This window comes from Exiguobacterium oxidotolerans JCM 12280, from assembly GCF_000702625.1.
Classification (GTDB): Bacteria; Bacillota; Bacilli; order Exiguobacteriales; family Exiguobacteriaceae; genus Exiguobacterium_A; species Exiguobacterium_A oxidotolerans.
In genome coordinates, this window is sequence record NZ_JNIS01000001.1 from 62,785 (window position 1) to 89,311 (window position 26,527).

Here is a 26,527-nt window from a genome sequence, read left to right on the forward strand (position 1 = left end):
GAATAATTGAACAAGAGAAAGTTATTTCGACAATTCATCTAAGTAGGAGAGGAAAAATCATGGCTCATTTCGATACAAAAACGCCGGGACGACCGCTCGTCATTCTGCCCGGTCTTGGCTGCAGCTATCACGAATGGTATCCGATCATCGAAGCATTAAAACAAACGTTTCGTGTCATCTCGTTTCACCGACATGAATTGGAGAACACGACTGAACACGGCACGGCGGGGGTTGCCGTGCAACTCAAACAGTTACTTCAAACAATAGGCGTCACGGAACCGGTCCTGCTTGTCGGACATTCTTACGGAGGGCTGTGTGCGCAACAGATGGCACACGATTATCCGGAGCATGTGCGCGGACTCGTGCTCGTCGACTCGACGTCCGTCCGCTTGCGGCACCTGGATGCCTTGACGTTACCGGTCCTCGATGCCCTGTCGACCGATCAGGTCTGGCTTGACAAGTGCCGAAGTTACGCGGAAATGACACAACACGCCTTATGCGAGACCATCCAGCCGGAACTGACGCAGGAGCAACAACAGTTACCCGTAAACGTCCAACAAGAGCTGCTCGACTTCGAAACCGATCCGTTGCTGTACAGTGAAATGGCCACAGCCATCGAACGGTGGCAGGACGACGCCCTTACGTTGGAACGGCGCGGTCGTCTCGCGGATCTTCCGCTCGCCGTGCTCGGACGCGATAAGGAACTGGCCGTGAACAGCGGAATCGAAGAGGGGTTGCCGGAAGCGGAGCTACGATTACTTGAGGACACATGGGAACGATTGATTTGCGAACAGGCCGACCTGTCGACTCAAAGCAAACTACTTTTTGTTGAGCAGGCGAGTCACGCGATTCATCTGGACCGACCGGAAGCCGTTCTTACAGCCATCGACCGAATCGACGAGCGTGCACACGATTAAGCCGAAAGGAGTGAATCGATATGGGATCACGAATCATGCACTACTGTATTGCGTCATTGCTCGCGGACACGCTGAAACTGGAGCCCCGGAGTGATTTTCTGTTGGGTGGGATCGCGCCGGACATTCACGGACTGATGGGTGTACCGAAAGGGAAAACGCACTTTAAGGACGTGGATGAGACAGGGAAAAGCCGGATTAACCTGGACCGGTTTTTGCATACATATGAATTAAAACGAACAGAACCGTTTTACCTCGGCTACTTTTGTCATTTAATATCTGATCAAGTCTGGTTGGATTTTTATTTGGAAAAGACCGCGTACGTCTCGCGCGGGCAGTGGCAAACAGATTTAGAAAAATCCTACCGTGACTTTCAGCGCTTGAATGGACGGATCATCAAACAGTACGGACTCACGATCGAGCCGTTGACGATCCCGTATTTTGAGATTGAAGGGTACGGCAAACAACATTTACCGACACTGATCGCGGAATTAGAAGCCGACTTTCGACACGATGTAGCGCTATCACGAGAACCACTAGAGGTATATGCCGATGATGATTCCGAAATCATCCAGTACATCGAACAATCCGTGTCACGGTGCCTGGAACGATTGCCAGAAGGGATTAAAACGAACAGAACGTTGCACGACAAAAATGTTTATTAATTTCAATTACCGTACTATTTTAATAAAAATAATTAGACAAACAACAAGTATATTTAAAACACTTTTCTCCTACAAGTTAAACAATCATGAATTACATCAAAAAACAGCTAAGGTGCTTTCTACCGTAGCTGTTTTTTCCAATTCCTCCGAAGGAGTGATGTCGTGTTCATGACAATTGTTTTTGTGCTGATTTATCGGCATACATTGCGGAATCAGCTTGTGCGATGAGCTGCTCAATGTCGTCTGCAGCACCCATCGCGAGACCAGAGGCAATCGCAATTTGGGACGCAGCCATCTCAGTATGAATAGCTGAGCGAACTGCCTCCATTTCGTCACACGACAAGTGCGATTCGATGATTGCAAATTCATCACCGCCAATGCGGTAGACGTTTTGACTGTGATTTTTCAAAATCGTAGCCGTCGTTTTGAGCAGACCATCTCCAGCGGCATGACCGTGATGATCATTTTGAATCTTCAAGTCGTTTAAATCGAATAACAGAACGCCGAGTGGAACATGTTCGCACGTCACGAGTTCCCGTACCATATTATCAAATTGATATCGGTTATAGAGTCCTGTCAAAGCATCGGTCCGACAGCGTTGTTCCAAGTTATGTTTTTCAGATATAGCCCGTTCGACATTACGAATGATTCCCTGGATAGCAACGAGCTGTCCATTCTCATAAATCGGGGTCGAGTATTCTTCGAACCAAATATAATGTCCTTCGTTCGTCCGCCACCGTTGCAAAAAGGGTGTCTCGTAATTTCCTATTCCCGATGCTTTTGCGACGAGAAGATCGAAGTCTTCCGGGTGAACCCGTTCGAAGCAGACAGCGGGGTCGGCGTAACTCGCAGCGACAATTCCTTCACCAAGATGTTCGTCAAGTGACGGGCTGATGTAACGAAAACGTTGAATTGGTTTTACTTCGAACACATAGACGATATCTTTCGTATGGTGGCCAATCAGTTCGACTGATGGTGGGGGAGCAGCGTTTGATTTTTTGAGTTTCATGAAGCCAAGCGTCATAAGAATACCGATACCGATTCCTAAAATAAGCATGCAAGGTCACCTTCTTCTAATCTGTATGCCCTATATCGTACCACGTAATTTGCAAATTTTTTACTTTTTTATGTGTAAATGGGGATTTAAATAATTAGTAGATGAAACATTAGTTTTAATGACTCTCTTTTGAAAGAAGACTTGTTTTCAAACAAATTGGAAACACGTGACTCTTTCCAGACTTTTTCGGGTATGGTCTTGATAGGAACTACTTAATATACGAGGAATTGAACGGATTGCGATCTGCTTTAAACAAGAAGCTGCTTCATCCTTTCCGCGTGCATCTACGGACAATCGACTGTCCGAATTGCAGACAACACTTTTTAAAGGAGAGAATGAAATGGGACATGACCACGGGCACGACCATGCACACACTGGAAACAAACGTGTGCTATTGATTGCTTTTTCCATCATCACACTATTTATGATCGTTGAAGTGATTGGCGGATACTTGACGAATAGTTTGGCACTTCTCGCTGACGCCGGACATATGTTAAGTGACTCGGCGTCACTCGCGATTTCGCTCGTCGCGTTTAAGCTCGGGGAACGGGCGGCGAGCGGCAGTAAGACGTTCGGTTACAGACGTTTCGAAATCCTGGCTGCCGTCATCAACGGTGTCGCCTTAATCGGGATTTCGCTCTATATCTTTTATGAAGCGATTCGTCGTTTTACAGAGCCGACGGCGATTGCTTCGACGGGGATGCTGATTGTCAGTGTCATCGGTCTTCTCGTCAATCTGCTTGTCGCTTGGATTATGTTACGTGGCGGCGACGTCAAAGAAAACCTAAACATGAAAGGTGCCTATCTCCATGTCTTGAGTGACACACTCGGCTCGATTGGTGCGATTGCAGCAGCCTTGCTCATCATGTTTTTCAGTTGGAACTGGGCCGATCCACTCGCAAGTATCATCGTTGCGCTGCTCGTCTTACGAAGTGGTTACTTCGTGACGAAATCAGCCGTCAATATTTTGATGGAAGGTGTCCCGGAGAACGTCAATCTCGAAGACATCACCGCGACGATTCAAGGGACAGAAGGTGTCGACGACGTCCATGACTTACATGTCTGGGCAATCACGAGTGGATTAAATGCCCTGTCGTGTCACGTCGTCACGAACGGGGACATGTCGATTGCTGAAGGGGCGGCGTTACTTCAGGAAATCAAGCATAAGCTTGAAGATCAACATATCCATCATGCGACGATTCAAATCGAGACCGCGAATCACGAGCATAGTGATGCCTTGCTTTGTGAACTGGAGGGGAGTGCCGCACCTCATTCGCATCACCATTAATTAAATGGATCAACATCATGCATCGTTCACGGCAGCTGTCCTTTTGTTTTAAAGGAGTTGATTAGATAATGGATCATCATTATTCGCCGAGTGAATTTAAAAAGAAGATGTATGCCGATTTAAAAGTAACACCGAGCGACTCTGTTATTCTCATGTGTTCGATCTTCATTGCCTCAATCGGTCTGAACATGAACTCCATTCCAATCATCATCGGCGCGATGCTCGTCTCGCCGTTGATGACCCCTATCTTAGGTGTCGGATTTGCATTATCTGTATCCGATTTAACACTCCTCAAACGTGCGACGAAATTATTGATTGTCCAAGTGTCTGTCAGTCTGATTGTGGCAACGTTATACTTTTCCATTTCACCTATCACGTATGCAAGTAATGAGATCATTGCACGAACGTCACCGACGATTTGGGATGTCGTGATTGCGTTTGCCGGCGGGACGGCAGGCATCATCGGTGCGCGAAAAAAAGTCAGCAATAACATCGTCCCCGGCGTCGCGATTGCGACCGCTTTAATGCCGCCTCTTTGTACGGTCGGCTATTCGATTGCGACGATGAATTTGGACTATTTTTTAGGATCGAGTTATTTATTCGTCATCAATTGCGGCTTCATCACGATTGCGACGTTCATCGGTATTCGGTTCATGGGCATCGCCTCTGCAGTGAATGCCAACAAACGCCAAAACCCTCGCATTAACATTGCGCTTGCCGTCCTGTCCATCCTGATTACGATCCCCAGTATTTTTTCTGCCGTGACGTTAGTCCAGGAAAGTCTCATCAGTACCGGAATCACGTCGTTAATCGATGAGCAGTTCGCGGATAACGTGGTGATTGACCAGTCCTATGATGAACAAAAAGAACTATTGACGGTGACGGTCACCGGGAAACGCCTGTCTCAAGAAGAGGTGACGGCAATCGAATCGAGTCTACCGGACTATGGATTAGCGGATACGAACTTAGTGATCAATCAAGTCCCGGACATCAACGCCTTGACAGGTGAACAGGCAGCAGCCGTCCTGGACCGTTATCTCGAAGAACGGTTGCGTCAATCCAGCTGGTTCAGCAACCGGTCATTCAATCTTGATGGACTTCCATTCCAATTAAAGGACTGATTCGATGATTGCCTTTTTCATATTGATGCGAAACATGTTTCATGTCGTCCGAATCCTGTTTCGCCAAGAAGAACAGAAAGCGGTCATGTTTTCCGTCGTCTTCTTACTCGCGGTCGGAATGTTCTTCTATCATAGCGTCGAAAAATTGACGTATCTCGATTCCGTCTACTTAGCGGTCATGACATTGACGACGGTTGGCTATGGTGACGTTCATCCAATCACGCCACTCGGAAAAATCTTTTCGATGGTTTACGTGTTGCTTGGCATCGGGGTCATCAGTGCCGTCATCGCCAACTTCAATCGGGCGTTAAAAGAATTTCACCAAACGAAACGGAAGCCAAAATGAGGTCTAAAGGAGGAGGGAAATGATGTGAAGTTCAATCTGGTTTTTATCTTCTACAGTTGCTTACTCGGGATTCTCGTCGGTGTAGTCGCGTCACTTTTTTTAGGAATTGTCAACGCATTGATTCATCTCGTGTGGACGACATTACCGGAAACGTTTGACAGCACCTGGTACCCGCTCTGGATGGGAGCGACGGGTGGGGTGTTGATTGGACTGTTTCAAAAGTACATCGGGGACTATCCGAAGACGATGCACGAAACATTACATGAATTTCAGGAAACCGGACGTGTTACGTATGAAGGGGCGATTATTAAAAACAGTAGCGCGGCGCTACTTGTCTTGACGTTCGGGGCAAGTCTCGGTCCGGAAGCGGCACTCGTCAGTATTTTAGGAGGATTGATGACATGGATCGGCGACCGGATGACATGGACGATTCATAAAAAGGAACAATTGCTTGAACTCGGAATCGGGGCGATGTTAGCGACGATATTTTATGCACCATTCGTCGGTGTCAGTGAAGCGATCGAAGAGGGAATCGCAGAACGTCGTTTTCAATCAAAACTGACGAAAGCCCTCTTGTACGGGATTACGACAGCATGCGGGATTTTAGCGTTTACGTTGTTGAACCGTCTTTTCCCGAGTACTTCCGTATTCGGTATCAGTACCCCCGAAGTCAATTGGACGCGGGAAGTCCTTTACTTCTTAGTCCCGGCAATCCTCATCGGGGCAGGTTTTGGAGCAGTGTTTCTTCTTCTTGGTCGATGGACGGACCAGCTTGCAATCAAATATTCATCACCGCTCGGACTCGCGATCAGCGCCGGACTCGCCATCGGTTTGTTTGGTATCTGGTCCCCGTATTTTTTATTTTCCGGTGAACATGAACTATTAGACTTCTCAAAAGAAGCGCTCGATCAATCCATTCTCTTTTTAGTCTTGCTTGCGCTTGGAAAAGCTTTGCTGACGAATATCTGTTTTTCATTCGGATGGCGGGGCGGGAAAATCTTTCCGGCGATTTTCTCGAGTACCTCCATCGGCTTCGCGTTTGCCGTCTTGTTTCCGTATACACCCGGGCTACTCGTTGCCGTCGCCGTTGCTGCGAGCTGTACCGTCATTTTGAAACAGCCTTTCGTCACGGCGACGTTGTTATTATTTTTGTTCCCACTCCAATTCTTCCCGTTCATCTTATTCGTCGCAATCTTGATTAAACGAACCTCGATTCGAATCGAAAGAAGTATCAAGTAAACGTCAGACCAATCATGCAATCCTTGATTTTCTCAATCAATCTCTTTTCCTGCTCCAGCAACGAATCACGAGCACAGAAAGCACGACGAACACGACCATCCAAGAGACGTGTTTCATGGCAAACGTAGCGATGAGATTCCAGCGCTCCTGTAAATAATAACCGCTCGTCATGAAAAGCAAGGACCAGACCGTAAAGGACAGTGCCGTCGAAAGTAAAAATGTCGTCAAGCGAATCCGGACCGTCCCGGCACCAAACGCAAAAACCGTTTTCCAGAGCGGGGACAAGAGCAGGTACCAGCCACCATACTGGCGTAAGTTGTGTTCGGCGCGTTGCAAACGGTCCGGACGTACGTGAAGCCACTTCGTCAGCGCATGCAGCAGCCGTTCACCGCCGAAGTAGCCGAGACCATACAAAACGAGTTGCGACAGGATGAAACCGATGACGCCCGTCGCGAGCATCAAGACGTAGGACAGCTGATTCGTCGCCACTAAAAAGCCGGCATAACTCATGATCAGTTCGGTCGGGATAAAGTGGGCGAACAGGGCGAGAAAGACACCGAGATACCCATACTGGTCCATCCAGAATTGCCAGTTTGTCATGTCATTTCTCCTCTCGAAGTCGTATAGCGGCAGGGCGCGCTAGAAGTTTACGGAATCGTTACACACCCTTCATAAATGAAACGGTCGACATCTCCGATAGAATCGACGAGGAGATGATACACCATGAGACCCAGAAAAAGAAAACGATTGCTGAGTGAACAATTGAACGGGTGGTTAATTCCGTTAGTCGGAATCGGCTTACTGACGATTAGTTTACTGAGCGTCTATGAAGTATATCAGACATCGACGAAGTCAGTGACGGAACGGCTCGAACGGGAGTTGACGATGCTCGATACAAGCGTCAAAGCGATTGCGCTGACCTATCCGGAAGCGAATAAAGCGCGGGATCAAGCAGTGAAACGAACAAAAAATCAGCAGTTGGCGGATCTTGCGCAAGATGATTATGAAGCTGCGTTCGAAACGTTCCGTTCGAAAGATCGGGTTTTCCCGGCAATTGCATTAACGCAGACTGAGCAAACCACCGTCCGGCGCGACTTAAAAACGAAAACCGTCACGACGGTAACGCATGGAGACCGGTTCATCCTAGCGAAAACGATTCAGGAACTCGATACAATCGTCTTCTTATCGGTCGACCGGGATCAACTGATCGGTCCTGCCAAGGCACTGGCATTCGAACTCGGGACCTTAAGCCTCGCAGTCCTGTTTTTCGTCAGTCTGCTGATCCGCTTCCGGATTAAACAACAGCTGACCCCATTATCCGTCCTCTCGCTGAAGATTGAAGAAGCGAACGCAAAACGGAACTATCGGCCGCTCTCCCTTAAGACCACCACGTTTGAGGTCGAACAGTTAGTGTTCCAGTACAATCAATTGATGAACCAAATCACAAGCTTGACGGGTGAACTGGGCAACACGAGTAACCAGCTCAAGCAGATGCAACCGGAATTCATGACCCAGCTATCGGCAACCGAGGAGTCGGTGACGGCGATCTCAGAAGTCGCCACTTCCTTGACCACCCATTCACGGGAAGTGGAATCTGTCGTCGAAGAAACAGATCAACTCCTGCACACCTCCTCGTTAGCATTAGAACGGATGAATCAATCACTACAAGAGAGTCAACGGACGCTCGTTCAGTTCCAGTCGGAGATCGTACAGGAAGAAAGCATTCTTGATGCGTTGAAAATCAGAACGCAGACGTTACATACGTCGTCCGATGTTGTCTTACGGTCACTACACAGCACGCGTGAAAAAAACGATTCGATGAACCACTCCATTCAGCAGATTCAACGCGTCGCTGAGGCGACACGACGGTTATCACTCAATGCCTTGATTGAAGCTTCGCGCGCCGGTGAAGCGGGGCGCGGTTTCGCAATCGTCGCAAAAGAAGTCGAACTGCTATCGCTTGACGTGACGCACTTGATTCGGAGCATCAATCAAGCCAACGACGAATTGACAGCGAGTGTCACGACGATGGAAGGCGATTTAAGCCAGATGACGACACACATCGATGACACGTTCCAACAGTTAGGTCAAGCGACGGACGGGATGACCCAGCTATTTTCCGGTTCATCCCGGATTGAAGAAGCATTACGGCACGTCGAGCTGGAACGCCATGCGGTCAATACGGTGAATCCAGCAGTCGTCTCGCACCTCGAGACCATCCAGCACACCTTACTGACGTTACAAACGTATGGAAAGACGCTGGGTGATCAAATGAATGTGAACATCGCGCGGCAGGAACAGTTAAAACGTCATGGGGATACGATGCATCAACAGGTCCAACTCCTTGAACGAGCGATTGATGCAAGTGACGACACCTTGACTAGACGGTAAACAAAAAAACCAAGACACACTCCAACGTAAGCACGGAGTAAGATATGAAAAAACCGTGTTTCCTGTCACTTCGGAAGGAAACACGGTTTTGATTAACAGGTCTCTAGTCATTGCTCCAAATAGCGGTAGAGCGTACTTTTGCTAATCCCCGTTTCTTGACGGATTTCAGCGAGGTTGTACTGTTTGCTTTGGTACATTTCGATTGCCCGTTTGACATTGGCATCTGCTTTACGCGGGCGGCCCGTCTGTTTCCCGTCCGCCTTCGCTTTCGTCAATCCTTGTCGTGTCGTCATACTGACGACATCGCTTTGGAGGGCGACAAGATGTTCGACGAGTTCTCGAAACGAATGCGTCAGCGGTTCGCGGGTATCGATTTGTTCCCGGATTGTCACGAGGTATGCTTGTTTTTGTTCGATTTGTTCAAGCAATTCAATCAAATGGCGTGACGAGTCAGCCAAGACATAAAGTTGCGAGACGACGACCACATCCCCCGGCGCTAGTGAAGCGATTAAGTGTTCGAGCGCTTCCCGTCGTTTGGACGAAGCGTGTTCTTCGATGACTTGACGTTCGGGTCTGAAGGCTTGAACGGTTTCCATTTGAAAGATACATTCCGGATCTTCATAAAACGGACGCATATAACTGATAATCATAAAATTCTCCTCACATCGTACACTAATCGTAAAATCAACCGTCCCAAAAAAGTTCCATTATGAGACTTTAAGTGGTACGCTTAACGGACATTCAACGAAACCACCCATTCGGGTCACCCTTAGTATACGGGAAACCCTGTAGGGGTGAAAGGAAAGGTGGAACGAAATTGATGAATTTGACACTCCGGGAACAATGGTTCTCAAACATCCGCGGCGATATTTTAGCGGGAATCGTCGTCGCCCTCGCATTGATTCCGGAAGCGATCGCCTTCTCGATCATTGCCGGTGTCGATCCGATGGTTGGCTTGTATGCCTCGTTCTGTATCGCCGTCATCATCGCTTTCGTCGGCGGACGACCGGGAATGATATCGGCAGCGACCGGTGCAATGGCACTCCTGATGGTCCCGCTCGTCAAGGAACACGGACTGGATTATCTATTAGCAGCAACGATTTTAACCGGTGTCATTCAACTCGTATTCGGTATCTTGAAGATTGCCCGTTTCATGCGGTTCATCCCGAGAGCCGTCATGATTGGTTTCGTCAACGCACTGGCAATCTTGATTTTTATGGCACAAGTCCCGCACTTCGTCGGGATTTCAACGTTGACGTATGTCGTTGTCGGCATCACACTCGCCATCATCTATTTGTTGCCGCGCTTGTTCAACGCGGTTCCGGCACCGCTCGTTGCCATCATCGTCTTGACTGGACTGACGATTTACTTCGGCTTCGACTTACGGACGGTCGGAGATCTTGGAACAATCGAACGGTCATTGCCATCGTTCTTCCTACCAGACGTCCCGCTCACATTCGAGACGCTCCGCATCATCTTCCCGTACGCACTCGCCTTGTCGATCGTCGGATTGCTCGAATCCTTGCTGACGGCAACGATCGTCGACGACATGACGGGAACGGAGAGCGAAAAGAACCGCGAAGCACGGGGGCAGGGGATTGCGAACTTCGTCACCGGATTTTTCGGAGGGATGGCTGGATGTGCGATGATCGGTCAATCCGTCATCAATGTTAAATCCGGGGGACGTGGTCGACTTTCGACGCTCGTCGCAGGATTGTTCTTAATGTTCTTGATCATCGTCCTTGGCAACTGGGTCATTCAAATTCCGATGCCGGTTCTTGTCGGGATTATGATCATGGTTTCAATCGGAACATTTGATTGGTCGTCCTTCACCTATATCAGAAAGGCACCGAAAGCCGATGCGATTGTTATGTTGACGACGGTCATCACGGTCGTCGCAACACATGATTTATCAATCGGAGTCATCACTGGAGTCATCTTGAGCGCCTTGTTCTTTGTCGCGAAAGTCTCAAAAATCAACGTCGCCAAACGACAGGAGAAGGATCAGACGATTTATACCGTCCAGGGACCCCTCTTCTTCGCTTCCGTCGATCACTTCATCGCATCTTTTGATTATGAGGTCCACGATACTGCGATCATCATCGATTTCTCATCGACACAAATCTGGGATGATTCAGGAGTCGGTGCCATCGACAAGGTAATGTTACGCTTGATGTCGAATCAGAATAGTATCACGATCCTTGGATTGAATCCGGAAAGTAAACGTCTCGTCGATCGCTTGGCAATTCATAACCGACCGGATTCGAAGTCCTCCCCCCATTAACCTGAAGGAGTGATTTGTATGTACAATCATATTCTATTAGCCGTCGACGGTTCTGACCATTCTGTCCGTGCAGCGGAAGAGGCGATTAAACTCGCACGCTTGAATGAATCGAGCAAGATTGAGGTCGTGTTCGTCGCGGACTTCGCGAAAGCACGCGAAGAAGTCTTGCATTCGGAGGGAAGCGGAGCGCTCGAAGTCGCACGGCGACGAAAGCTCGGACCGGTCGAAGAAAAGCTCGAAGCGGCAGGGGTGTCCTATTACGTTACAATCCTCCGCGGGGAGCCGGGGCCGGCCATTGTCGAGCATGCGAATCAGCAGCCGACGGATATGACGATCATCGGTAGCCGCGGGTTGAACTCGCTTCAGGAAATGGTCCTCGGCAGCGTCAGCCATAAAGTCGCGAAACGCGTTAAAAGCCCCGTCATGATCGTCAAATGACCGGACGAGGGGATATTCTCTATACAAAAAACAGACCACTTTGTTGCCGTTGCACACAAAGTGGTCTGTTTTTTGATTTTAAAGGCGCATGCCCGGAGACAGTTTGACGACGCGGTAAAGTATGAAGGCACCGACCAACAGAATCGGATACGTCGTCTCGATGTGTTTGACGAATACAATGAGAATCGGGACGGCAATCAATAGGCCGAGCAGGACATAACTGATTTTGAGTAATCTGCGCTCTTGTTGCCGCAACACGGGAAACCAACCTTCAAACAGCAGCAAAAGCAGTTGTCCGCCGTCGAGCATGATCAGCGGAAGACAGTTCGTCAATCCGAGAAAGAGACTCGTCGCAGCGAGTAACTGAAGCAGGACCGTCACGGTGTAAGGACCGTCCGGCAAAAGAGACGGCAGACTATCAAACAGGAAGTGAACCGGATACGTGACCCACGGTGTTATCAGGTGATACCACCCGGCCACTAGAGATTGTGCCGGATTCATGATTTGCAGGACCGAGAGACAAGCAAGCGGGACGAGGACGATGCTCATGATTAGTCCCGAAGCGACGAAGACGATCCGTCTAGCGCGATTGACAGCAGCGTCAACCGGTAAGACATAACCTCCGAGTAACAGCAAACAAAGCTGGTAGGTGACTCCACGGTATGTTGTCCGCGCGAGAACGGGACCGAACCCAACTGACAGGGTGCGGACCTGTATCCGGACGAGCTTGGCACCTGCGACGTGCCCGAGTTCATGGAGGAGCGTCGCCAGCAAAAAAGTCCCCAATAATACGAAATACGACATGATTCGCTCCTTTTAACGCGTTAATTGTTCTTGAAAGATGAGACGAAACTTCGGACGAACGTCGATTTCGATGGTTTGGACGACTTCGTCTTGTTCCAAGGTCAGTAAAATCCGTGCAGCTTCCCGGTCGTCTTGAATGATTTCAAATGACGAAAGTGCCTGTAAGGACATACTCGACAGCAGTCGACCGTCGGAACGCTGATTGACTTGAAGGGAAAACTGACCGCTTGCCGGTGTCAGGCGAACGATAAACTGTTCGACGGCATTTTGAAAGCGGTACGTCGATTCGTCGTAATAGAAGAGCGGAACCGGTGCATCCGGTTCTACTGAAAATAACGACAACAGGTCTAGTTCTTCAGGAAAAGACTTCACGAAAATCCACTCCTTTGGTAAAATGAACTGACTTTCATATCATACAGTATTTTACAAAAGAGGGTATAATGAAATTGGAAGCAACCATAATGAAGGAGGACAACACGTGGGCTACATAACAGAATTAAGAAAATTCATCGGCAGTCGACCGATCATCAGCGTCGGTGCGACAATCCTTGTCATCAATGAACAAGGTCAACTTTTGTTCCAGCACCGTTCGGATACAAACGATTGGGGATTACCGGGGGGCTCGATGGAACTCGGGGAAACATTAGAAGAAGTCGCAATCCGGGAATTATATGAAGAAACGGGACTTGTGACGGACAAGGTCGAACTCGTCGGTGTCCGGTCCGGGCCTCGCTACCAGTTCACATATCCGAATGGAGACCAAACGGATAGTGTAATCCACCTGTTCCACGCGCAAGAGGTTTCCGGTACTTTACAAATCAATGATGACGAAAGTTTTGACTTGGCATACTTCGGTCAAGAAGCGCTCCCGGAAAACATTGAAAAACGGGCACATGCCTTACTGGAGGAATTAGGTACTACGATTTGGGCATTACATAACTCCTTTGAAGTAAAGGATTAAATCGAGCATTCAGAAAGTCTTAGCTGAAACTAAGACTTTTCTTTTTGATTTTTTGTTTTTTGAAACATCTAATCGGAAAATGGTAGAATAAAGAAAATTGGTAGGATAAAGGAAATTGGAGGTAGGGATATGGGTTATGTGATTATGATGTCTGTTATTTTCATGCTAGTTGGATTGGTCTTTCTGATTGTGATTGATCATTCGAGAGAGCAAAGTGAAAAAGGAAAAGATAGATTTGAGGAAGCTAAGATTCAAACACGCCCTGCTACATGGAGAAATGGTATGCGCGAAATCGAAATGGATGCCAGCAAGTATGATGATTATGCGGGGGCTCTGGTTGAAAAATACCCGATGGCTATGGAGAGTTTGATTAGAATGGAATGGTTGGCAGAAAAGATGACAGAAGAAGAGAAAAGAAAAGTGAGAGAAGAATTCGAAGAGAAGTTTGATGCTGTGATTGTTGAAGAGGAGAGAAAGAGAAGAGATGAAATGAAAGTAGAAATTGAAGATGTGTTGGAAAAGGCGTTTAAGGAAAATCAGTATGTGAAGTGATACAGGTAGAATTGAAGAAAAAGCGCCCGACGTCCTTTTAATCAGGACGTCGGGCGTTATCTGTTACTTCGAGACAACTGAAATGCGTTCTTTATCATGGCGATTGTGTTCGACCTCGTCCGCAATTGCGACAGCATAATCGGCGTAACTGATATAACTGTCACCTGCTGCATTAACGGTCAAGACGTCTAAAGCGAGTTGGTACGTACCTGTTCTTGCACCTTCCGGATCAAAGAAGGCTGCCGGACTGACGAACGTCCAGTGTAAGTCGGTCGTCTGTTCCAAATCAATCAAATTGAGCGTCTGACTTTTCGCCGTCGGAAGGTATGCTTCCGGAAAATCCGGTGTATCCGCCAAGCGTGTCGTCTGTTCCCGGTCGACGAACAGGCTACCGGCTCCGCCAACGACGATTAAACGCGTCGCCGTACCGGATAATGCCTCCATCAAATGCCGGCCGAGTTCGACATGCTGCAGTTCATCTCCAGGCGCTGCGCCAAACGCATTGATGACGACGTCGAATCCCGACAGGTCGTCCTTCGTCAAGGCAAACGCATCTTTTTCAAGGACAGCGTCGTGCGTCGTCCGGGTTACATTTCGGACAATGGCCGTCAAGGCATGTCCCCGTTCTGCCAGTTCCCGTAAAATAGTTCGTCCTGCTTTCCCACTTGCTCCAATCACTGCAACCTTCATCAACAATCTCCTCCTTCAAAATGAATGTAAGCCTTATATCTGTAATTATTTTAGTTACAGAATTTTTCGTTGTCAAGGAAATTGACAAAAAAACTTCTGCTCACTAAACTGATAGTACTGGTGGTGAAAAAAATGATTAACAGTCGATTAGCGGTCGCGGTTCATATTCTTGCTTTAATCAGTTCAAGTAAAGGCGAGCCCTTGTCTTCCGAAATGATTGCTGGAAGTGTCAACACGAATCCGGTCGTTATCCGTCGCCTGACCGGTCTCCTGCGAAAAGCAGGACTGCTCAAGACACAGGCAGGGCGGACGGGAGCCATCTTGACGAAAGAACCGGCAAATATCACGTTGCTGATGGTGTACCGTGCCGTTGAACCAAAAGAAGACTTATTCATGATACATGAGTCCCCGAATCCGGACTGTCCGATCGGTCGCGAGATTCAGACAACGCTCGAGACGACATTCAGTCGGGCACAACAGGCGTTAGAAACAGAACTAGCGGCAGAAACATTAGCCGATGTCATTCATCGACTTGGCGCAAAATAATGACATTCAAGCTTAAACCCGCTAGCGGATTTAAAGGAGGATAAACGATGCGCTTGATCAGTTACTCTGCTGTAAGTGTGATTTTATCGTTTTTATTTTTTACGAGCTATGCCTTACTAAATAACTTAGAAAATGAATTCCTGTATCAATTCGGGACATTTGCGGTGACGCTCTTTTCATTTTTATTCGGAATTCCGATGTTGTGGATTGCGAGTCGTCACAGCTTACCATTACGCCTCTTAATTTACTTGACGACACTCGCACTTTCGATTTTATTGTTCATTGGCGGCTATCAAACATTCGCCGCGTCTTCTCTCGATATTCAGTTAAACTTGTCAGGGATTATCCGCTTTGCTTTAATCGCCTGTCTACTTTATGTTATTCCCTATGAAGTGTGCATTAAACGATTGAAGCAGCCTTCCATCTCGACGTAAAACGACCTTTATCCGTAAGGTCGTTTTTTATTTTGCAGGAATTTCCAAATGGAGAGCGAATTTAACTCAGTACGCAACGAGTAGAAGGAGGAATTTAGTATGAAAGATACGTTTCAATGTCAGGCGATCGGAAAATCGTTTACTGGGGACGGGATCGAAACGAAAGCGCTTGACGATGTCAATCTGACGCTCGACGCAGGGGATTTCATCTCCATCATCGGACCGTCTGGATCGGGAAAATCAACATTACTCAGTCTGATCGGGACACTCGACCGTCCGACGACGGGGCAACTGCTGTACGGTGACCAACCGATCAATCAACTGAAGAGTAAAGAGTTATCGGATTTCCGGTTCGAGAACGTCGGGTTCATCTTCCAACAGTTTCATTTGATCCCGACGCTGACGGCGCTCGAAAACGTCATGGCCCCGTTATTCGGTAGAAAAGTCGCCTATGATAAGAAGGAGCGGGCACTCGCCTTACTCGAGCAAGTCGGTCTTGCAGAAAAAGCCAGTTCCTTGCCGTCCCAGCTCTCCGGCGGACAACAGCAACGCGTCGCCGTCGCCCGTGCGCTCGTCCATGAGCCCAAATGGCTCCTCGCAGACGAACCGACGGGAAACCTCGATACGGAAACCGGGGAAATCATCTTCCAACTCTTAAAACGGTTGAACGCTGAAAAAGGGTGTGGTGTCCTGTTCGTCACGCATGACCCGGAGCTTGCCGACCGCGCCAATCGAAAAATCGAGATGAAGGACGGACTCGTCATCGCGGATTCGCGTCTCGTCACAGTCTGACGGAGCACCGATTTTGTTTTCGGACGGTCGACCCTTTACACTTAACGAGTAAAGGAGGCGACGCACGATGCGACTAGGTATACTCGATCAAGTCCCGCTCCATGAAGGGGATACGATTGAACAGACGATGCGATACACGAAACGACTCGTCGAAGCAGCAGAGCAGCTCGGTTATGAGCGCTACTGGTTCGCCGAACACCATAATACGAATGGCTTACTCAGCGCGACACCTGAACTGTTCATTGCCCGGATGGGGAGTGATACAAAAACGATCAAGCTCGGGACGGGTGGCGTCCTGTTACCGCAGTACCGCCCGTTAAAAGTCGCGGAAAACTTTTCGACGCTCGAAGCCTTTTATCCGGGACGGATCGAACTCGGAATCGGCAGTTCACCAGGCGGGAGTGAGCGGACACGAAGTGCCTTGACGGACGGGGAAGCGAATAAGTATTCTGAGTTCCCACGCTTGATGGATGAATTGTCCGGTTTTTTAACTGATTCGTTGTCCGCAAAACATCCGTTTCGAATCGTCAAGACGACGCCGCGCGTCACGCGAACGGCTCCCCTCTACTTGCTCGGTCTGTCACCGAACAGTGCACGGCTCGCGGCAGAGCGGGGGATGGGGCTTGTCTTCGGTCATTTCATCAATCCGGACCGCTGGGAAGAGACATTACGGACATACCGCGAGCAGTTCATTCCGAGTGCGCAGTTCGAGGAGCCGACGGTCATTGTCTGTGTGTTTGCGGTCTGTGCCGAAACGGCGACAGAAGCAGAACAGTTAGCAACGACGCAAGATGCCTGGATTCAAGGGATCCGACTCGGAAATTCGATTGTCCCGTCGTTTGATACCGTCGGGACGAAGGACTGGAACCCAGAACAATTAAAACGGATCCAACACGACCGACGCCGGACCATCGTCGGAACGGCGACGGAAGTCGAAGCAGTACTCGAACAGTTGGCAACCCGGTACGGGACGGATCAATTTTTGTTAATCAATAATGCTTACGACCAAGACAACCGACTTGAATCGTATCGGTTGATCGCGGAACAGATGTTACAGCACTAAAAAACGGCCGACGATGTGTCGGCCGTTCCTGTATACTCCGCTTATTTTTGTGATGTCGGACGAATCAGGATTTCATTGATGGACACATCGTCCGGTTCACTGACGGCATAGTTGATTGCACGAGCAATCGCGTCGGCATCGATTGCTTGCATGTTGCCGATGCCTTGTTTGATGTCTTCATCCGTGATGTGGTCTTTTAACTCCGTATCGACGGCTCCCGGTGAAATGATTGTCGCCCGAATGTTATTGTCGACCGATTCTTCCTTCCGGAGACCTTCCGTAATCGCACGAACGGCAAACTTCGTTCCACTGTAGACAGCGCTTGACGGCATGACTTCGTGACCTGCGACAGACGAGATGTTGATGATATGCCCTGATTTTTGTTTTCGCATGTACGGAAGGACAGCCCCGATTCCGTAAAGGACACCTTTAATGTTGACGTCAACCATCGTGTCCCATTCATCCTGCTTGTTTTTATGGAGTTGTGATAACGGCATCAGACCGGCATTGTTGACGAGGACGTCGACAGATCCGTACGTCTCCTGCGCCAGTTTCGCGAGTTGGTCGAGTTGCTCCGTCTTCGTCACGTCCGTCACTTGATAGACCGCTTGACCACCGAGCTGCTCGATTTCTTCTTTTAATGCTTTCAGACGATCTTCACGCCGTGCCGCGAGGACCAGTTTTGCACCGTTCTTCGCAAGTAATTTTGCGGTTGCTTCCCCGATCCCACTTGATGCACCTGTAATGATGACGACTTTGTTTTCAGCCATGATTGATAACCTCCTGTAGTAGTTGCTTCACTGATTTATGCTCACTTTTGAGTTATTGCCTGTTTTGCTGCACGGCAAACCTACGGAGGACACTTATGAAAAATAGGAGCTGGTTCGTATGAAACGACGGACGATTCGTTTAATCGTCATCTTACTTGTGATTGGATTGATTTTCATCATTGAACCATTCCGAAATCAACCGCCGCTTCCTGACGTGTCGGTCGGAAGCCAAACGATCCCGACGCAGCAAGGATCCTATTGCTGGCATGGTCTCATACGGGGACAATGTGTCGACTATATCTATGCGAACCCGCTCGAAATGACAGAAAAATTGAAGCCGACCGTGGTCCGATCGGCGTCACCGATTACGATTGCCTTTCATGACGGTCCTACGCCGGACGATTTAAAAATCGAACAGTGGCAAGATGCAGAGACAAGACAGACAGTTACGCTGCAAGACGAACAACTCAAAGCACCTGATGCGCGCGGAATCTATGTGTATCATGTCATCGCTGATTGGAAGCAAGGGGACGGGAACTCGGCTTTCGTGATTGAAGTGAAATGACACGTCGAAACGGGTAAAGACGAGTAAAATCGTCGTGTTTAAGCAGAGAGGATGAAAAAACATGAGACTCGAACAGAAAGTAGGCATCGTGACGGGGGCAGCGTCCGGAATGGGGAAGGCAATCGCGGAGCGGTTTGCAGCTGAAGGGGCACGCGTCATCGTGTCTGATATTCAGCTTGACGGGGCGAAAACAGTCGTTGCGTCGATTGAAGCAGCGGGCGGGACAGCAACTGCCATCAAAACGGATGTCACGTCTGCTGAAGCAATCAAACAACTGTTTGACGAGACGTTAGCGGCTTACGGACAATTGGATATTCTCGTCAACAATGCCGGAATCATGGACGGGATGGAAGGGGTTGACGAGCTGACCGATGAACGCTGGGACCGCGTCCTCGCCATCAACACGACGGCGGTCATGCGGACGATGCGTCTTGCGATTCCTTTATTTCGTGCACAAGGTTCAGGAAACATCATCAATAACATCTCAATCGGTGGACTAAACGGAGCGCGTGCCGGTGCTGCGTACGCCGCCTCCAAACACGCCGTCGTCGGTCTGACGAAAAACACGGCGTTCATGTATGCACAAGAAGGGATTCGCTGTAACGGAATCGCGCCCGGTGCCGTCGAGACGAACATCGGACAGTCGATGACGAACATCAGTGAGTTCGGGATGGGACGGACGATGCTCGGGATGGGCTTGAATCCTAAAACCGGACAACCTGACGAAATCGCACAGCTCGCCTTGTTCCTTGCTTCGGATGAAGCGAGTTTCATCAATGGTGCAATCGTCGTCGCCGATGGCGGATGGAGTGCCTATTAACGAAAAAGGAGGTAAAAACTAGCGATTCATGGATAAAAATAGAAATATTCAGACAATTTAAAGGATTATTTCATCTAGTCGCTAATACTTTAAGATGACTAACCGACTCGTCATCTTTTTGTTTTCTCGTTTTTCAACTAAAGGAGGAATTCTGAGATGTCCCTTGAGCAAAGTACACAACACGTCACGGATGCACATGTCATCCGCGCCATTGAACAAAATCTCGCCATCATCCGATTTGATGACCAACGTAAAATTGCGTACGTGAATGACTTATTTGCCGAGACGATGGGGTATCAGGCGAAGGAACTGATCGGCAAGTACCACCGCGATCTGTGTTTTCCGGAGTTTGCCACGAGTGCGGCCTATGAAGCGTTTTGGCGGAAGCTGCTGCAAGGGATTACGTATCAAGATAAAATCGAACGGCGGACGGCAGAGGGCGAACGTAAATGGCTCGAAGCGACGTATATGCCAATCTTCGGGGACGGACGGCGTGTCATCGGTGTCTCGAAAATCGTATCGGATATCACGGTGCGTCAGCAAGACGTGCTCCGGATGGCAGAAGCGCTAAATGAGACTTCCGCTTTTTTGACCATAAAATCTGATAGCGGTCGGCAAGACGGGTTACAGGTTCTCGCGACCGTCCAGCAGATTGAAGCAGAGTCAACAAAAAATCTGGCTAACCTCGTCGCTCTCCAAACAGAGGCCGACTCGATCAATGACATTGTCAAAACGATACGGGAGATTGCAGCACAAACGAACTTACTTGCCTTGAATGCGGCAATCGAAGCGGCACGGGCGGGAGAACACGGGCGTGGGTTTAACGTCGTCGCGACGGAAGTCCGGAATTTATCCAATAAAGTCTCCCAGTCGATTGGCGAAATCAAAGAAAACATCGAAGGAATCGTTAAGCGGATTGAGACCGTCTCAACGAGCATCGAACAGATTTCAACAAAAGTCCAGACGAGCAGCGGGCAGTTGGAACACGCTGTCAGCGAGTTTGAGTTACTCGCTGAGTCTGCTAAGCAACTTGAGCGTCAAGCGAAAGATTTTGTCCATGTCCTTTGAAAATAACACATGCTACCAGAACTTCCTTTTGTGGGTCTCTAGACAGGAGAACCGAAAGGAAGTTTTTTGTTTGTAGTGAAATCGACACGCCATACTCTGAACAAGGATCCTACTGAAATAGAGGTCGCCCGCAAATCAGCTTATGCCTTACATTCTACGGATACGTTGTATATCATGAAAGAAGGGTCCGTCGTTGACGCCCGAGTTTTATCAAAATCAGGCGAGAATACGCCCACTTCTAAACGATCCGGGTGAAGCCCTAGTGAAAGTGGGAGATGAATCGCCACCCTCTCTTTCGGGTATATCCTTTGTAAGGAGGTGAACCTCATGTTGACTTACAAGGCCTACAAATTCAGAATATACCCGACAAAAGAGCAGGAAATCCTGATCGCGAAGACGATCGGTTGTTCGCGCTTCGTCTTCAACCACTTCTTGGCGAAGTGGGATGAGACATACAAAGCGACAGGTAAAGGACTGTCCTACGGGTCTTGTTCGAAAGAACTCCCGTCGTTGAAGCAGGCGTTCGACTGGTTGAAAGAAGTCGATAGCACGTCTGTGCAGACAAGCGTCAAGCATCTTGCTGATGCCTTTGACCGCTTCTTTAAGAAGCAGAACGAACGACCCCGCTTCAAGTCGAAGTGCAACCCCGTTCAATCGTACAAGACGAACATTCAAGGCAAGTCTCAGCTTCCAGAAGTCTCGATCGTCGGCAACACGATCAAAATTCCAAAGCTGAAGTGGGTTCGTTTCGCCAACTCGAGGCAGGTCGTCGGACGCATCTTGAACGCGACCATCCGGCGGAACGCTTCAGGAAAATACTTCGTCTCCCTGCTCGTCGAGCAGGAGAGCAACGAACTGCCGAAGACGGGCTCATCCGTCGGCGTCGATGTCGGGTTGAAGCACTTCGCCATCCTGTCGGACGGCACGGTGTACAAGAATGACCGTTACTTCCGCTCGCTTGAGAAAAAGCTCGCACGTGAACAACGTAAGCTCTCTCGTCGTCAACGGTTGGCCTTGGACAAGAAAGTAACACTTTCCGAGGCGAAGAACTATCAGAAGCAGAAGCGGAAGGTCGCCCGCATCCACGAGAAGATCGCGAACAAGCGAACCGATTTCCTGCACAAGGTATCGACCGAGATCGTCAAAAACCACGACGTCATCGGCATCGAGACCTTGCAGGTGAAGAACATGCAGAAGAATCGCAAGTTGAGCAAGTCCATCTCCGAGGTCAGTTGGTCGGAGTTCTTCCGCATGCTCGGATACAAGGCGGAATGGTACGGAAAGACCGTCGTGAAAGTCGGCAAGACCTTCGCCTCTAGTCAACTGTGCTCCCGTTGCGGACATCAACACAAAGACGTGAAACATCTTGGCTTGCGTGAATGGACATGCCCGAGTTGCGGCATCCATCACGACCGCGATGTGAATGCAGGACTGAACCTCAAACGAGAAGCTGAACGCCTCTTAGCTTCTTCAACCGTCGGGACGACGGGGCTAGCCTGATCAATTTTCGACCGTTAGGTCGGATTACTCAGGAATCCTCCACCTCTAAGCGAAGCGTAGGTGGAGGTAGTTCAAGCCAGCAACCATTTCTCCGCTTGTTTTCGGCTGACTCGGAACTTTTGCTCGTTGCGAGTGTCTATTATAACTGGATTCTGATTTTCCCGTTGACCGGCGGATTTGCGATGCTGTACGAAGGCGTGTTCGCCGGACGCACTGAAGGTAAACCGGTCCGAAATTCGATGATTCAAGGGTTTATCACATTTGCCGTGCTGTTGCTGTCTGTGAACTGGATCGGCAACCACGGGGTCTGGCTCGCATTCATCGGCTTTGGACTGGTGCGGTCCGGTTCGCTCCATTTAGCAGAACGGCGTACGCAAAAAAAAGCACCCTCCCGCACACGCCTGAGCGGCATACGGTAAGGTGTCACATAAATGCTGGACGTTATGAACGCATCGAATTACCAAAAAAACGAATCCCCCTGTTAACGATCAACAGTGAAAATCCGTTCGCGGACAGTCGTTGTTTTCAATTGTTTTCGGGCATCGATCGAGTCACGGATATGTATGATGTATTGTCGTCCTTTCCGATACCCAGAGCGTGGCGGCTTAATCCGCAACTCTTTCCCATCGATGACAACGAGTTCATTTTGCATCCGTTCCCCCGTCGAATCGGTGACGGTGACGGTTCGGTTCGAGACTTGATCAGCGCGGAGTCCATGTGAAAATTCAATGTCGAATGTATGATACGTCGAAATCGAACGTGTCCGTGATTTGAAGTGCGGGTCGTCTGTCCGTGCTTCAAGCGAACAGTAACAACCGGTGAAGACTAAGCAAACAGTCAGGATAATGGAAAATAACGGTTTCAAAACAGGGCTCCTTTCGTCATTTCCTTCATTTTAATACAAATTATGGCAGTGCACAATCCGTCTTAGGTCGGAACACTACATTTTTTTCTTCAAGGAAGGCGGGAGCAGGTGGTATACTCGAAGACGAAAGAAAGGCAGTGAGGATATGACAGAAAGTATGCGAGAAATTATCGTCTCGATTCGAACAAGTTATGATTTTAAAGCAGACCAGGGCCGGGCCGTCCGCGTCGTCGAGTTTCACGGGCGCCGGACGACGACGATCGATACGATTAAACAATCGACACCGAAGCGGATGATCCTGCTCGAGATGGTTCGGGCCGTCAACTCATTTAAAGAACCGTTCCACATTATTTTTAACGTCGAATGTAACTTCGGCTTTAAATACTTGAATGATGAACGCAAATGGGAGAACCGTGATCTCGGAGATACGTTTAACGAAGCAATCAAACAGGGGGGGCACACGTTCGAACTACGTGACAGCTCTTTTTACGAAGGCGGAAAAGACTTGCAAAAATGGTTACTCAACATCTTAAAGAAAGCAGACTGAGTCGGTCTGAAGAGGAGTTCTATCGTTACCGATGGGATTCCTTTTTCTTTAAGACTCCCGCGACTTACTAATATGTGGTAAATTTGTTGAAAGAAAGATTCTTTTTAAGAGGAGGTACGCTTTTGAATCATGTATTGCGTCGGTCGAGCCCTGTCGTCGTCAGCTCCTCGATCCTCTATTTGATTGTCTCGAGTCTCGTCTTGAGCGGCTATTTCCGGACCATCGTTACCCATCCGTTCAGCTGGTTGTTTTACACGGGTATCTTGTTGTCGGCTTGTTCGATCGTGCCACTCAGTCAGGTGCGGCACGTGTATACGGGCATCCTGCAAATCGTGTTAGTGTGTCTGCTGCTTGCGATGACTGGACTGATGACGGTGATGTATGGACTCGAAATTATCTTGAACTGACTTAAAACTTACATGAAGAGGTGTCTACATATGAACAAAGAAGATCACCAACTTGCGAGAAAACTTTTAACGACTTACTTAACTGGAACCCAACTCTCGACGATTCACTTGGCGAGTTTCGTCAGCCTGGATTTCATTAATCTCTACGATGCGATGAATCCGGAAATTTCGTTACGGATTGAAACCGACCGCCTCTATTATGGGGACGTCGAATCTTCAAAAGACTGGGTCGTCCGTCATATGACGAAAGAAGAGATGTTGCATTTGATCGTGACTTTACATACTGAACGGATTACAGGGGTCCGGATCGGGAAAACGATCCCGCATCTTTTCCTGACGTTCAGTTCCGGGAAGACACTCGTCGTTAACGGCTCGGACACGTATTATGAATCCTGGACGGTCGATTTACGGTTGAATGCTGAGGCAACGGCCTCGATCGTCGCTGTACCAGGGGACGAGCTTGCCGTTTTCGCCAGTGATAACGCCTTGTTCCAGGACCGGGTCACGGATTGACATGAATACAGAAATCCTTACACTTACGAATGAACTCGTCAGCGACCGGTTTCCCAAGTCCTTAGCAGCCATGATTGCCGGTAGTCATGTCCGCGGACGGGCGACAGCAACGTCTGATATCGACCTGATCGTCCTCATGCCAACAGGAGCACGCACCTACCGGGAATCGTTTCTGTATGAAGGATACCCCGTCGAAGCGTTCATTTACACGGAAGCGACGATTGCCGACTTTTTCGAAGCGGATCGGGCGCGTCGACGCCCTTCGCTGCAACGGATGGTCGCGGAAGCGGTGCCAATCCGGGTGCATCCACTCGTCGACCAGTTGAAAGCGGAAGCGTCGCGCCAATTGCTTGCCGGACCAACGCCATGGACCGTTGAACAATTAAATCAGAACCGCTATTTTTTGACGGATCTGCTCGATGACTTCATCGGGGTAGAGGACCGGACGGAAGGACTCGCCATCGCAACACGTCTTTTCGATCAAGCCGCCAGTTTTCACTTAACGGCATCCGGACGCTGGCTCGGTCAAGGGAAATGGTTGCCGCGTGAACTGACTGCCCTCAGTCAAGCAGATGCTGACCGATTCTCGGACGCTTTCGACCGTTATTTCCGTTTTGATGAGAAACAAGCCGTCATTTCATTAATCGAGACGTGGCTAATGCAACATGGCGGACGACACTTTGACGGATTTTCCATCGGGAAATAGGACCTGCTCTTGTTGCGACGAGCGGGTCTTTGTTATGCTAAAGAACTAGACGAAACCATCAACCGGTCGTTCCAATTGTCGCGTACATAAGGAGAGAATTGTATGAAGAAACAATTTATATGGCTCATCAGTAGTTTCCTTGTCGGGATTGGTTGTTTCTTATTTTTACAACACGACAACCATTCCGCCGCGTTCCATGATCCGGCCCCTGAGTTAACACCGCAGGCGGTCGTCGCCGGTTTCAACAAAAATGCGACCATTCCGCTTACGACGAAAGAGGTCTACTGGACCGAAGCATTGAGTGACACGCAAGCGGTCGCTTATGCAGAGACGAAGACGACGCGCTACTTAATTGTCTTACGGCGTAAAGAGGCAACGTATGCCGTCACCCACGTTACGCACCGCACCGTACACGACGGACAAGAGTGGGCGGAAGGGGATGTCATCGATACGGACGCCGGGCGTTTCCTGATTGTTGTCGGGGAAAATGACCGTCGCCTGATTGACCATTTGACGATCGCGCCTTATAAGGTCTCGTTGACGAACGGCGTCGAAGAAACCCGCGCTATTGAAGCGATGACACGTACATTTGACGTCGCGACGAAGGAGCGGTTCCATACAGTGCAAAAGCTCCCGCAAGCTTTTCCGAAATCACTGTTCTTTGACCTCCATGCGGTCGATGCCTCAGGCGCAGAACGGTTCCGCTTCTTGTCGAACACCATCGACTGAAGCATCAAGAGTGGGCACTCGTCTTCTCGTTCGGTATACTAGTTGCAGTGAACAAGGGAGGAATCGATATGTGGATCGTAATGAATCAACTACGCGTCGTCAAAGGGAAGTCCGACCAAGTAGCGGCGCGCTTTAAGACGACAAAAGGAATTGAAGAGATGGAAGGATTTATCCGGATGCAAGTGCTCGTCGATATCAGTCAGGACGAACATGATATCGTGACGATTATGACGACATGGGGAAAACAAGCAGATTTCCATGCCTGGCAAGCGAGCCAGGCATATAAAGGCGTCCACAAAAAACGCGACGCGGGGACTTCTGAAGTCAAACCGCTCGTCCTCTCCAATGCCGTGACGGAATATGCCGTCGTCGCCGATCATCCGCATCTCTAAAAAATGCCTGACACCCGTTCTTCGGATGTCAGGCATTTTACATGTTCTTTCGCATAAATG

The 26,527-nt window shown here is 49.1% G+C and carries 34 protein-coding genes; 26 read left to right on the forward strand and 8 right to left on the reverse strand.

Annotated features, from left to right (window positions below):
- The first annotated feature begins 59 nt into the window (after positions 1-59).
- Complete coding sequence (locus tag P403_RS0100405) at positions 60-917, forward strand: alpha/beta fold hydrolase (protein ID WP_029330078.1); 858 nt, start codon at positions 60-62, stop codon at positions 915-917.
- A gap of 20 nt (positions 918-937) precedes the next feature.
- The gene (locus P403_RS16230; protein WP_051667258.1) at positions 938-1,579 is read left to right on the forward strand and encodes a zinc dependent phospholipase C family protein; all 642 of its coding nucleotides are present in this window, start codon (positions 938-940) and stop codon (positions 1,577-1,579) included.
- A gap of 166 nt (positions 1,580-1,745) precedes the next feature.
- Here the strand turns inward: P403_RS16230 and P403_RS0100415 are convergent, their stop codons facing one another.
- Complete coding sequence (locus P403_RS0100415; RefSeq protein ID WP_051667260.1) at positions 1,746-2,636, reverse strand: GGDEF domain-containing protein; 891 nt, start codon at positions 2,634-2,636, stop codon at positions 1,746-1,748.
- A gap of 340 nt (positions 2,637-2,976) precedes the next feature.
- Here P403_RS0100415 and P403_RS0100420 point away from each other — a divergent pair, with 340 nt between their 5' ends.
- The 4 genes from P403_RS0100420 (at position 2,977) to P403_RS0100435 (ending at position 6,630) form a co-directional block, all read left to right on the forward strand.
- Positions 2,977-3,924, forward strand: a complete 948-nt coding sequence (locus P403_RS0100420) for a cation diffusion facilitator family transporter (protein ID WP_029330084.1) — start codon at positions 2,977-2,979, stop codon at positions 3,922-3,924.
- Positions 3,925-3,992: 68 nt separating this feature from the next.
- Entirely contained in the window at positions 3,993-5,045 is a 1,053-nt protein-coding gene (locus tag P403_RS0100425; RefSeq protein ID WP_029330087.1) for a DUF389 domain-containing protein, read from the forward strand.
- Positions 5,046-5,049: 4 nt separating this feature from the next.
- Entirely contained in the window at positions 5,050-5,391 is a 342-nt protein-coding gene (locus P403_RS0100430) for a potassium channel family protein (protein WP_029330090.1), read from the forward strand.
- A 24-nt stretch (positions 5,392-5,415) separates the two neighbouring features.
- Entirely contained in the window at positions 5,416-6,630 is a 1,215-nt protein-coding gene (locus P403_RS0100435; protein WP_029330092.1) for a chloride channel protein, read from the forward strand.
- Between the two features lie 36 nt (positions 6,631-6,666).
- On the opposite strand, the gene P403_RS0100440 is transcribed toward P403_RS0100435, so the two are convergent.
- Complete coding sequence (locus tag P403_RS0100440; protein ID WP_029330099.1) at positions 6,667-7,230, reverse strand: DedA family protein; 564 nt, start codon at positions 7,228-7,230, stop codon at positions 6,667-6,669.
- 123 nt (positions 7,231-7,353) lie between these two features.
- On the opposite strand from P403_RS0100440, the gene P403_RS0100445 reads away from it, so the two are divergent.
- The gene (locus P403_RS0100445) at positions 7,354-9,021 is read left to right on the forward strand and encodes a methyl-accepting chemotaxis protein (protein WP_029330100.1); all 1,668 of its coding nucleotides are present in this window, start codon (positions 7,354-7,356) and stop codon (positions 9,019-9,021) included.
- A 107-nt stretch (positions 9,022-9,128) separates the two neighbouring features.
- Here the strand turns inward: P403_RS0100445 and P403_RS0100450 are convergent, their stop codons facing one another.
- Positions 9,129-9,671, reverse strand: coding sequence for a recombinase family protein (locus tag P403_RS0100450; protein ID WP_029330101.1), 543 nt, complete (start codon positions 9,669-9,671; stop codon positions 9,129-9,131).
- A gap of 170 nt (positions 9,672-9,841) precedes the next feature.
- Between P403_RS0100450 and P403_RS0100455 the strand changes: the two genes are divergently transcribed.
- Together P403_RS0100455 and P403_RS0100460 are read left to right on the forward strand one after the other, a co-directional pair.
- A complete protein-coding gene (locus tag P403_RS0100455; RefSeq protein ID WP_029330102.1) occupies positions 9,842-11,305 on the forward strand; it encodes a SulP family inorganic anion transporter in 1,464 nt (487 codons plus the stop codon).
- Between the two features lie 18 nt (positions 11,306-11,323).
- Positions 11,324-11,743, forward strand: coding sequence for a universal stress protein (locus tag P403_RS0100460; RefSeq protein ID WP_029330103.1), 420 nt, complete (start codon positions 11,324-11,326; stop codon positions 11,741-11,743).
- A gap of 78 nt (positions 11,744-11,821) precedes the next feature.
- Here the strand turns inward: P403_RS0100460 and P403_RS0100465 are convergent, their stop codons facing one another.
- Both P403_RS0100465 and P403_RS0100470 read right to left on the reverse strand, forming a co-directional pair.
- Entirely contained in the window at positions 11,822-12,547 is a 726-nt protein-coding gene (locus tag P403_RS0100465; RefSeq protein WP_029330111.1) for a site-2 protease family protein, read from the reverse strand.
- 12 nt (positions 12,548-12,559) lie between these two features.
- Positions 12,560-12,919, reverse strand: coding sequence for a hypothetical protein (locus tag P403_RS0100470; protein WP_029330114.1), 360 nt, complete (start codon positions 12,917-12,919; stop codon positions 12,560-12,562).
- 106 nt (positions 12,920-13,025) lie between these two features.
- On the opposite strand from P403_RS0100470, the gene P403_RS0100475 reads away from it, so the two are divergent.
- Together P403_RS0100475 and P403_RS0100480 are read left to right on the forward strand one after the other, a co-directional pair.
- Entirely contained in the window at positions 13,026-13,508 is a 483-nt protein-coding gene (locus P403_RS0100475; protein ID WP_029330117.1) for an NUDIX hydrolase, read from the forward strand.
- Positions 13,509-13,637: 129 nt separating this feature from the next.
- The gene (locus P403_RS0100480; protein WP_029330120.1) at positions 13,638-14,060 is read left to right on the forward strand and encodes a hypothetical protein; all 423 of its coding nucleotides are present in this window, start codon (positions 13,638-13,640) and stop codon (positions 14,058-14,060) included.
- A 63-nt stretch (positions 14,061-14,123) separates the two neighbouring features.
- On the opposite strand, the gene P403_RS0100485 is transcribed toward P403_RS0100480, so the two are convergent.
- On the reverse strand, positions 14,124-14,750 hold the full coding sequence (locus P403_RS0100485) for an NAD(P)-dependent oxidoreductase (RefSeq protein ID WP_029330123.1): 627 nt from the start codon (positions 14,748-14,750) through the stop codon (positions 14,124-14,126).
- A 132-nt stretch (positions 14,751-14,882) separates the two neighbouring features.
- On the opposite strand from P403_RS0100485, the gene P403_RS0100490 reads away from it, so the two are divergent.
- From P403_RS0100490 to P403_RS0100505, 4 genes are all read left to right on the forward strand, one after another.
- Positions 14,883-15,296, forward strand: a complete 414-nt coding sequence (locus P403_RS0100490) for an Rrf2 family transcriptional regulator (RefSeq protein WP_029330126.1) — start codon at positions 14,883-14,885, stop codon at positions 15,294-15,296.
- Between the two features lie 47 nt (positions 15,297-15,343).
- On the forward strand, positions 15,344-15,730 hold the full coding sequence (locus P403_RS0100495) for a hypothetical protein (RefSeq protein ID WP_029330129.1): 387 nt from the start codon (positions 15,344-15,346) through the stop codon (positions 15,728-15,730).
- 99 nt (positions 15,731-15,829) lie between these two features.
- A complete protein-coding gene (locus tag P403_RS0100500; protein WP_029330131.1) occupies positions 15,830-16,522 on the forward strand; it encodes an ABC transporter ATP-binding protein in 693 nt (230 codons plus the stop codon).
- 67 nt (positions 16,523-16,589) lie between these two features.
- Complete coding sequence (locus P403_RS0100505) at positions 16,590-17,585, forward strand: LLM class flavin-dependent oxidoreductase (protein WP_029330133.1); 996 nt, start codon at positions 16,590-16,592, stop codon at positions 17,583-17,585.
- Positions 17,586-17,626: 41 nt separating this feature from the next.
- On the opposite strand, the gene P403_RS0100510 is transcribed toward P403_RS0100505, so the two are convergent.
- Positions 17,627-18,355 (reverse strand): SDR family oxidoreductase, encoded by a 729-nt coding sequence (locus P403_RS0100510; RefSeq protein ID WP_029330139.1) that lies wholly within the window; start codon positions 18,353-18,355, stop codon positions 17,627-17,629.
- Positions 18,356-18,473: 118 nt separating this feature from the next.
- Here P403_RS0100510 and P403_RS0100515 point away from each other — a divergent pair, with 118 nt between their 5' ends.
- The 5 genes from P403_RS0100515 (at position 18,474) to P403_RS0100535 (ending at position 22,727) form a co-directional block, all read left to right on the forward strand.
- The gene (locus P403_RS0100515) at positions 18,474-18,920 is read left to right on the forward strand and encodes a hypothetical protein (protein WP_029330147.1); all 447 of its coding nucleotides are present in this window, start codon (positions 18,474-18,476) and stop codon (positions 18,918-18,920) included.
- A gap of 61 nt (positions 18,921-18,981) precedes the next feature.
- Positions 18,982-19,740 carry a glucose 1-dehydrogenase gene (locus P403_RS0100520; RefSeq protein WP_029330149.1) on the forward strand — a complete coding sequence of 253 codons (759 nt, stop codon included), beginning with the start codon at positions 18,982-18,984 and terminating at the stop codon, positions 19,738-19,740.
- Between the two features lie 156 nt (positions 19,741-19,896).
- Positions 19,897-20,808, forward strand: coding sequence for a methyl-accepting chemotaxis protein (locus P403_RS16935; protein WP_029330151.1), 912 nt, complete (start codon positions 19,897-19,899; stop codon positions 20,806-20,808).
- 327 nt (positions 20,809-21,135) lie between these two features.
- On the forward strand, positions 21,136-22,308 hold the full coding sequence (gene tnpB, locus P403_RS0100530) for an IS200/IS605 family element RNA-guided endonuclease TnpB (protein WP_029330154.1): 1,173 nt from the start codon (positions 21,136-21,138) through the stop codon (positions 22,306-22,308).
- Positions 22,309-22,403: 95 nt separating this feature from the next.
- Positions 22,404-22,727 carry an MATE family efflux transporter gene (locus P403_RS0100535; RefSeq protein WP_029330156.1) on the forward strand — a complete coding sequence of 108 codons (324 nt, stop codon included), beginning with the start codon at positions 22,404-22,406 and terminating at the stop codon, positions 22,725-22,727.
- Positions 22,728-22,789: 62 nt separating this feature from the next.
- Here the strand turns inward: P403_RS0100535 and P403_RS0100540 are convergent, their stop codons facing one another.
- Positions 22,790-23,173, reverse strand: coding sequence for a hypothetical protein (locus P403_RS0100540; protein WP_029330159.1), 384 nt, complete (start codon positions 23,171-23,173; stop codon positions 22,790-22,792).
- Positions 23,174-23,330: 157 nt separating this feature from the next.
- On the opposite strand from P403_RS0100540, the gene P403_RS0100545 reads away from it, so the two are divergent.
- From P403_RS0100545 to P403_RS0100570, 6 genes are all read left to right on the forward strand, one after another.
- Positions 23,331-23,720 carry a hypothetical protein gene (locus P403_RS0100545; protein ID WP_235195149.1) on the forward strand — a complete coding sequence of 130 codons (390 nt, stop codon included), beginning with the start codon at positions 23,331-23,333 and terminating at the stop codon, positions 23,718-23,720.
- A gap of 122 nt (positions 23,721-23,842) precedes the next feature.
- Positions 23,843-24,127 carry a hypothetical protein gene (locus P403_RS0100550; protein WP_029330163.1) on the forward strand — a complete coding sequence of 95 codons (285 nt, stop codon included), beginning with the start codon at positions 23,843-23,845 and terminating at the stop codon, positions 24,125-24,127.
- A 30-nt stretch (positions 24,128-24,157) separates the two neighbouring features.
- Complete coding sequence (locus tag P403_RS0100555) at positions 24,158-24,640, forward strand: hypothetical protein (RefSeq protein ID WP_029330165.1); 483 nt, start codon at positions 24,158-24,160, stop codon at positions 24,638-24,640.
- 1 nt (position 24,641) lies between these two features.
- The gene (locus P403_RS0100560) at positions 24,642-25,346 is read left to right on the forward strand and encodes a nucleotidyltransferase domain-containing protein (protein ID WP_029330167.1); all 705 of its coding nucleotides are present in this window, start codon (positions 24,642-24,644) and stop codon (positions 25,344-25,346) included.
- Between the two features lie 102 nt (positions 25,347-25,448).
- A complete protein-coding gene (locus P403_RS0100565; protein ID WP_029330169.1) occupies positions 25,449-26,075 on the forward strand; it encodes a hypothetical protein in 627 nt (208 codons plus the stop codon).
- 68 nt (positions 26,076-26,143) lie between these two features.
- Positions 26,144-26,467: an antibiotic biosynthesis monooxygenase gene (locus P403_RS0100570; protein WP_029330171.1), complete on the forward strand. Its 324-nt coding sequence runs from the start codon at positions 26,144-26,146 to the stop codon at positions 26,465-26,467.
- Positions 26,468-26,527: the final 60 nt, after the last annotated feature.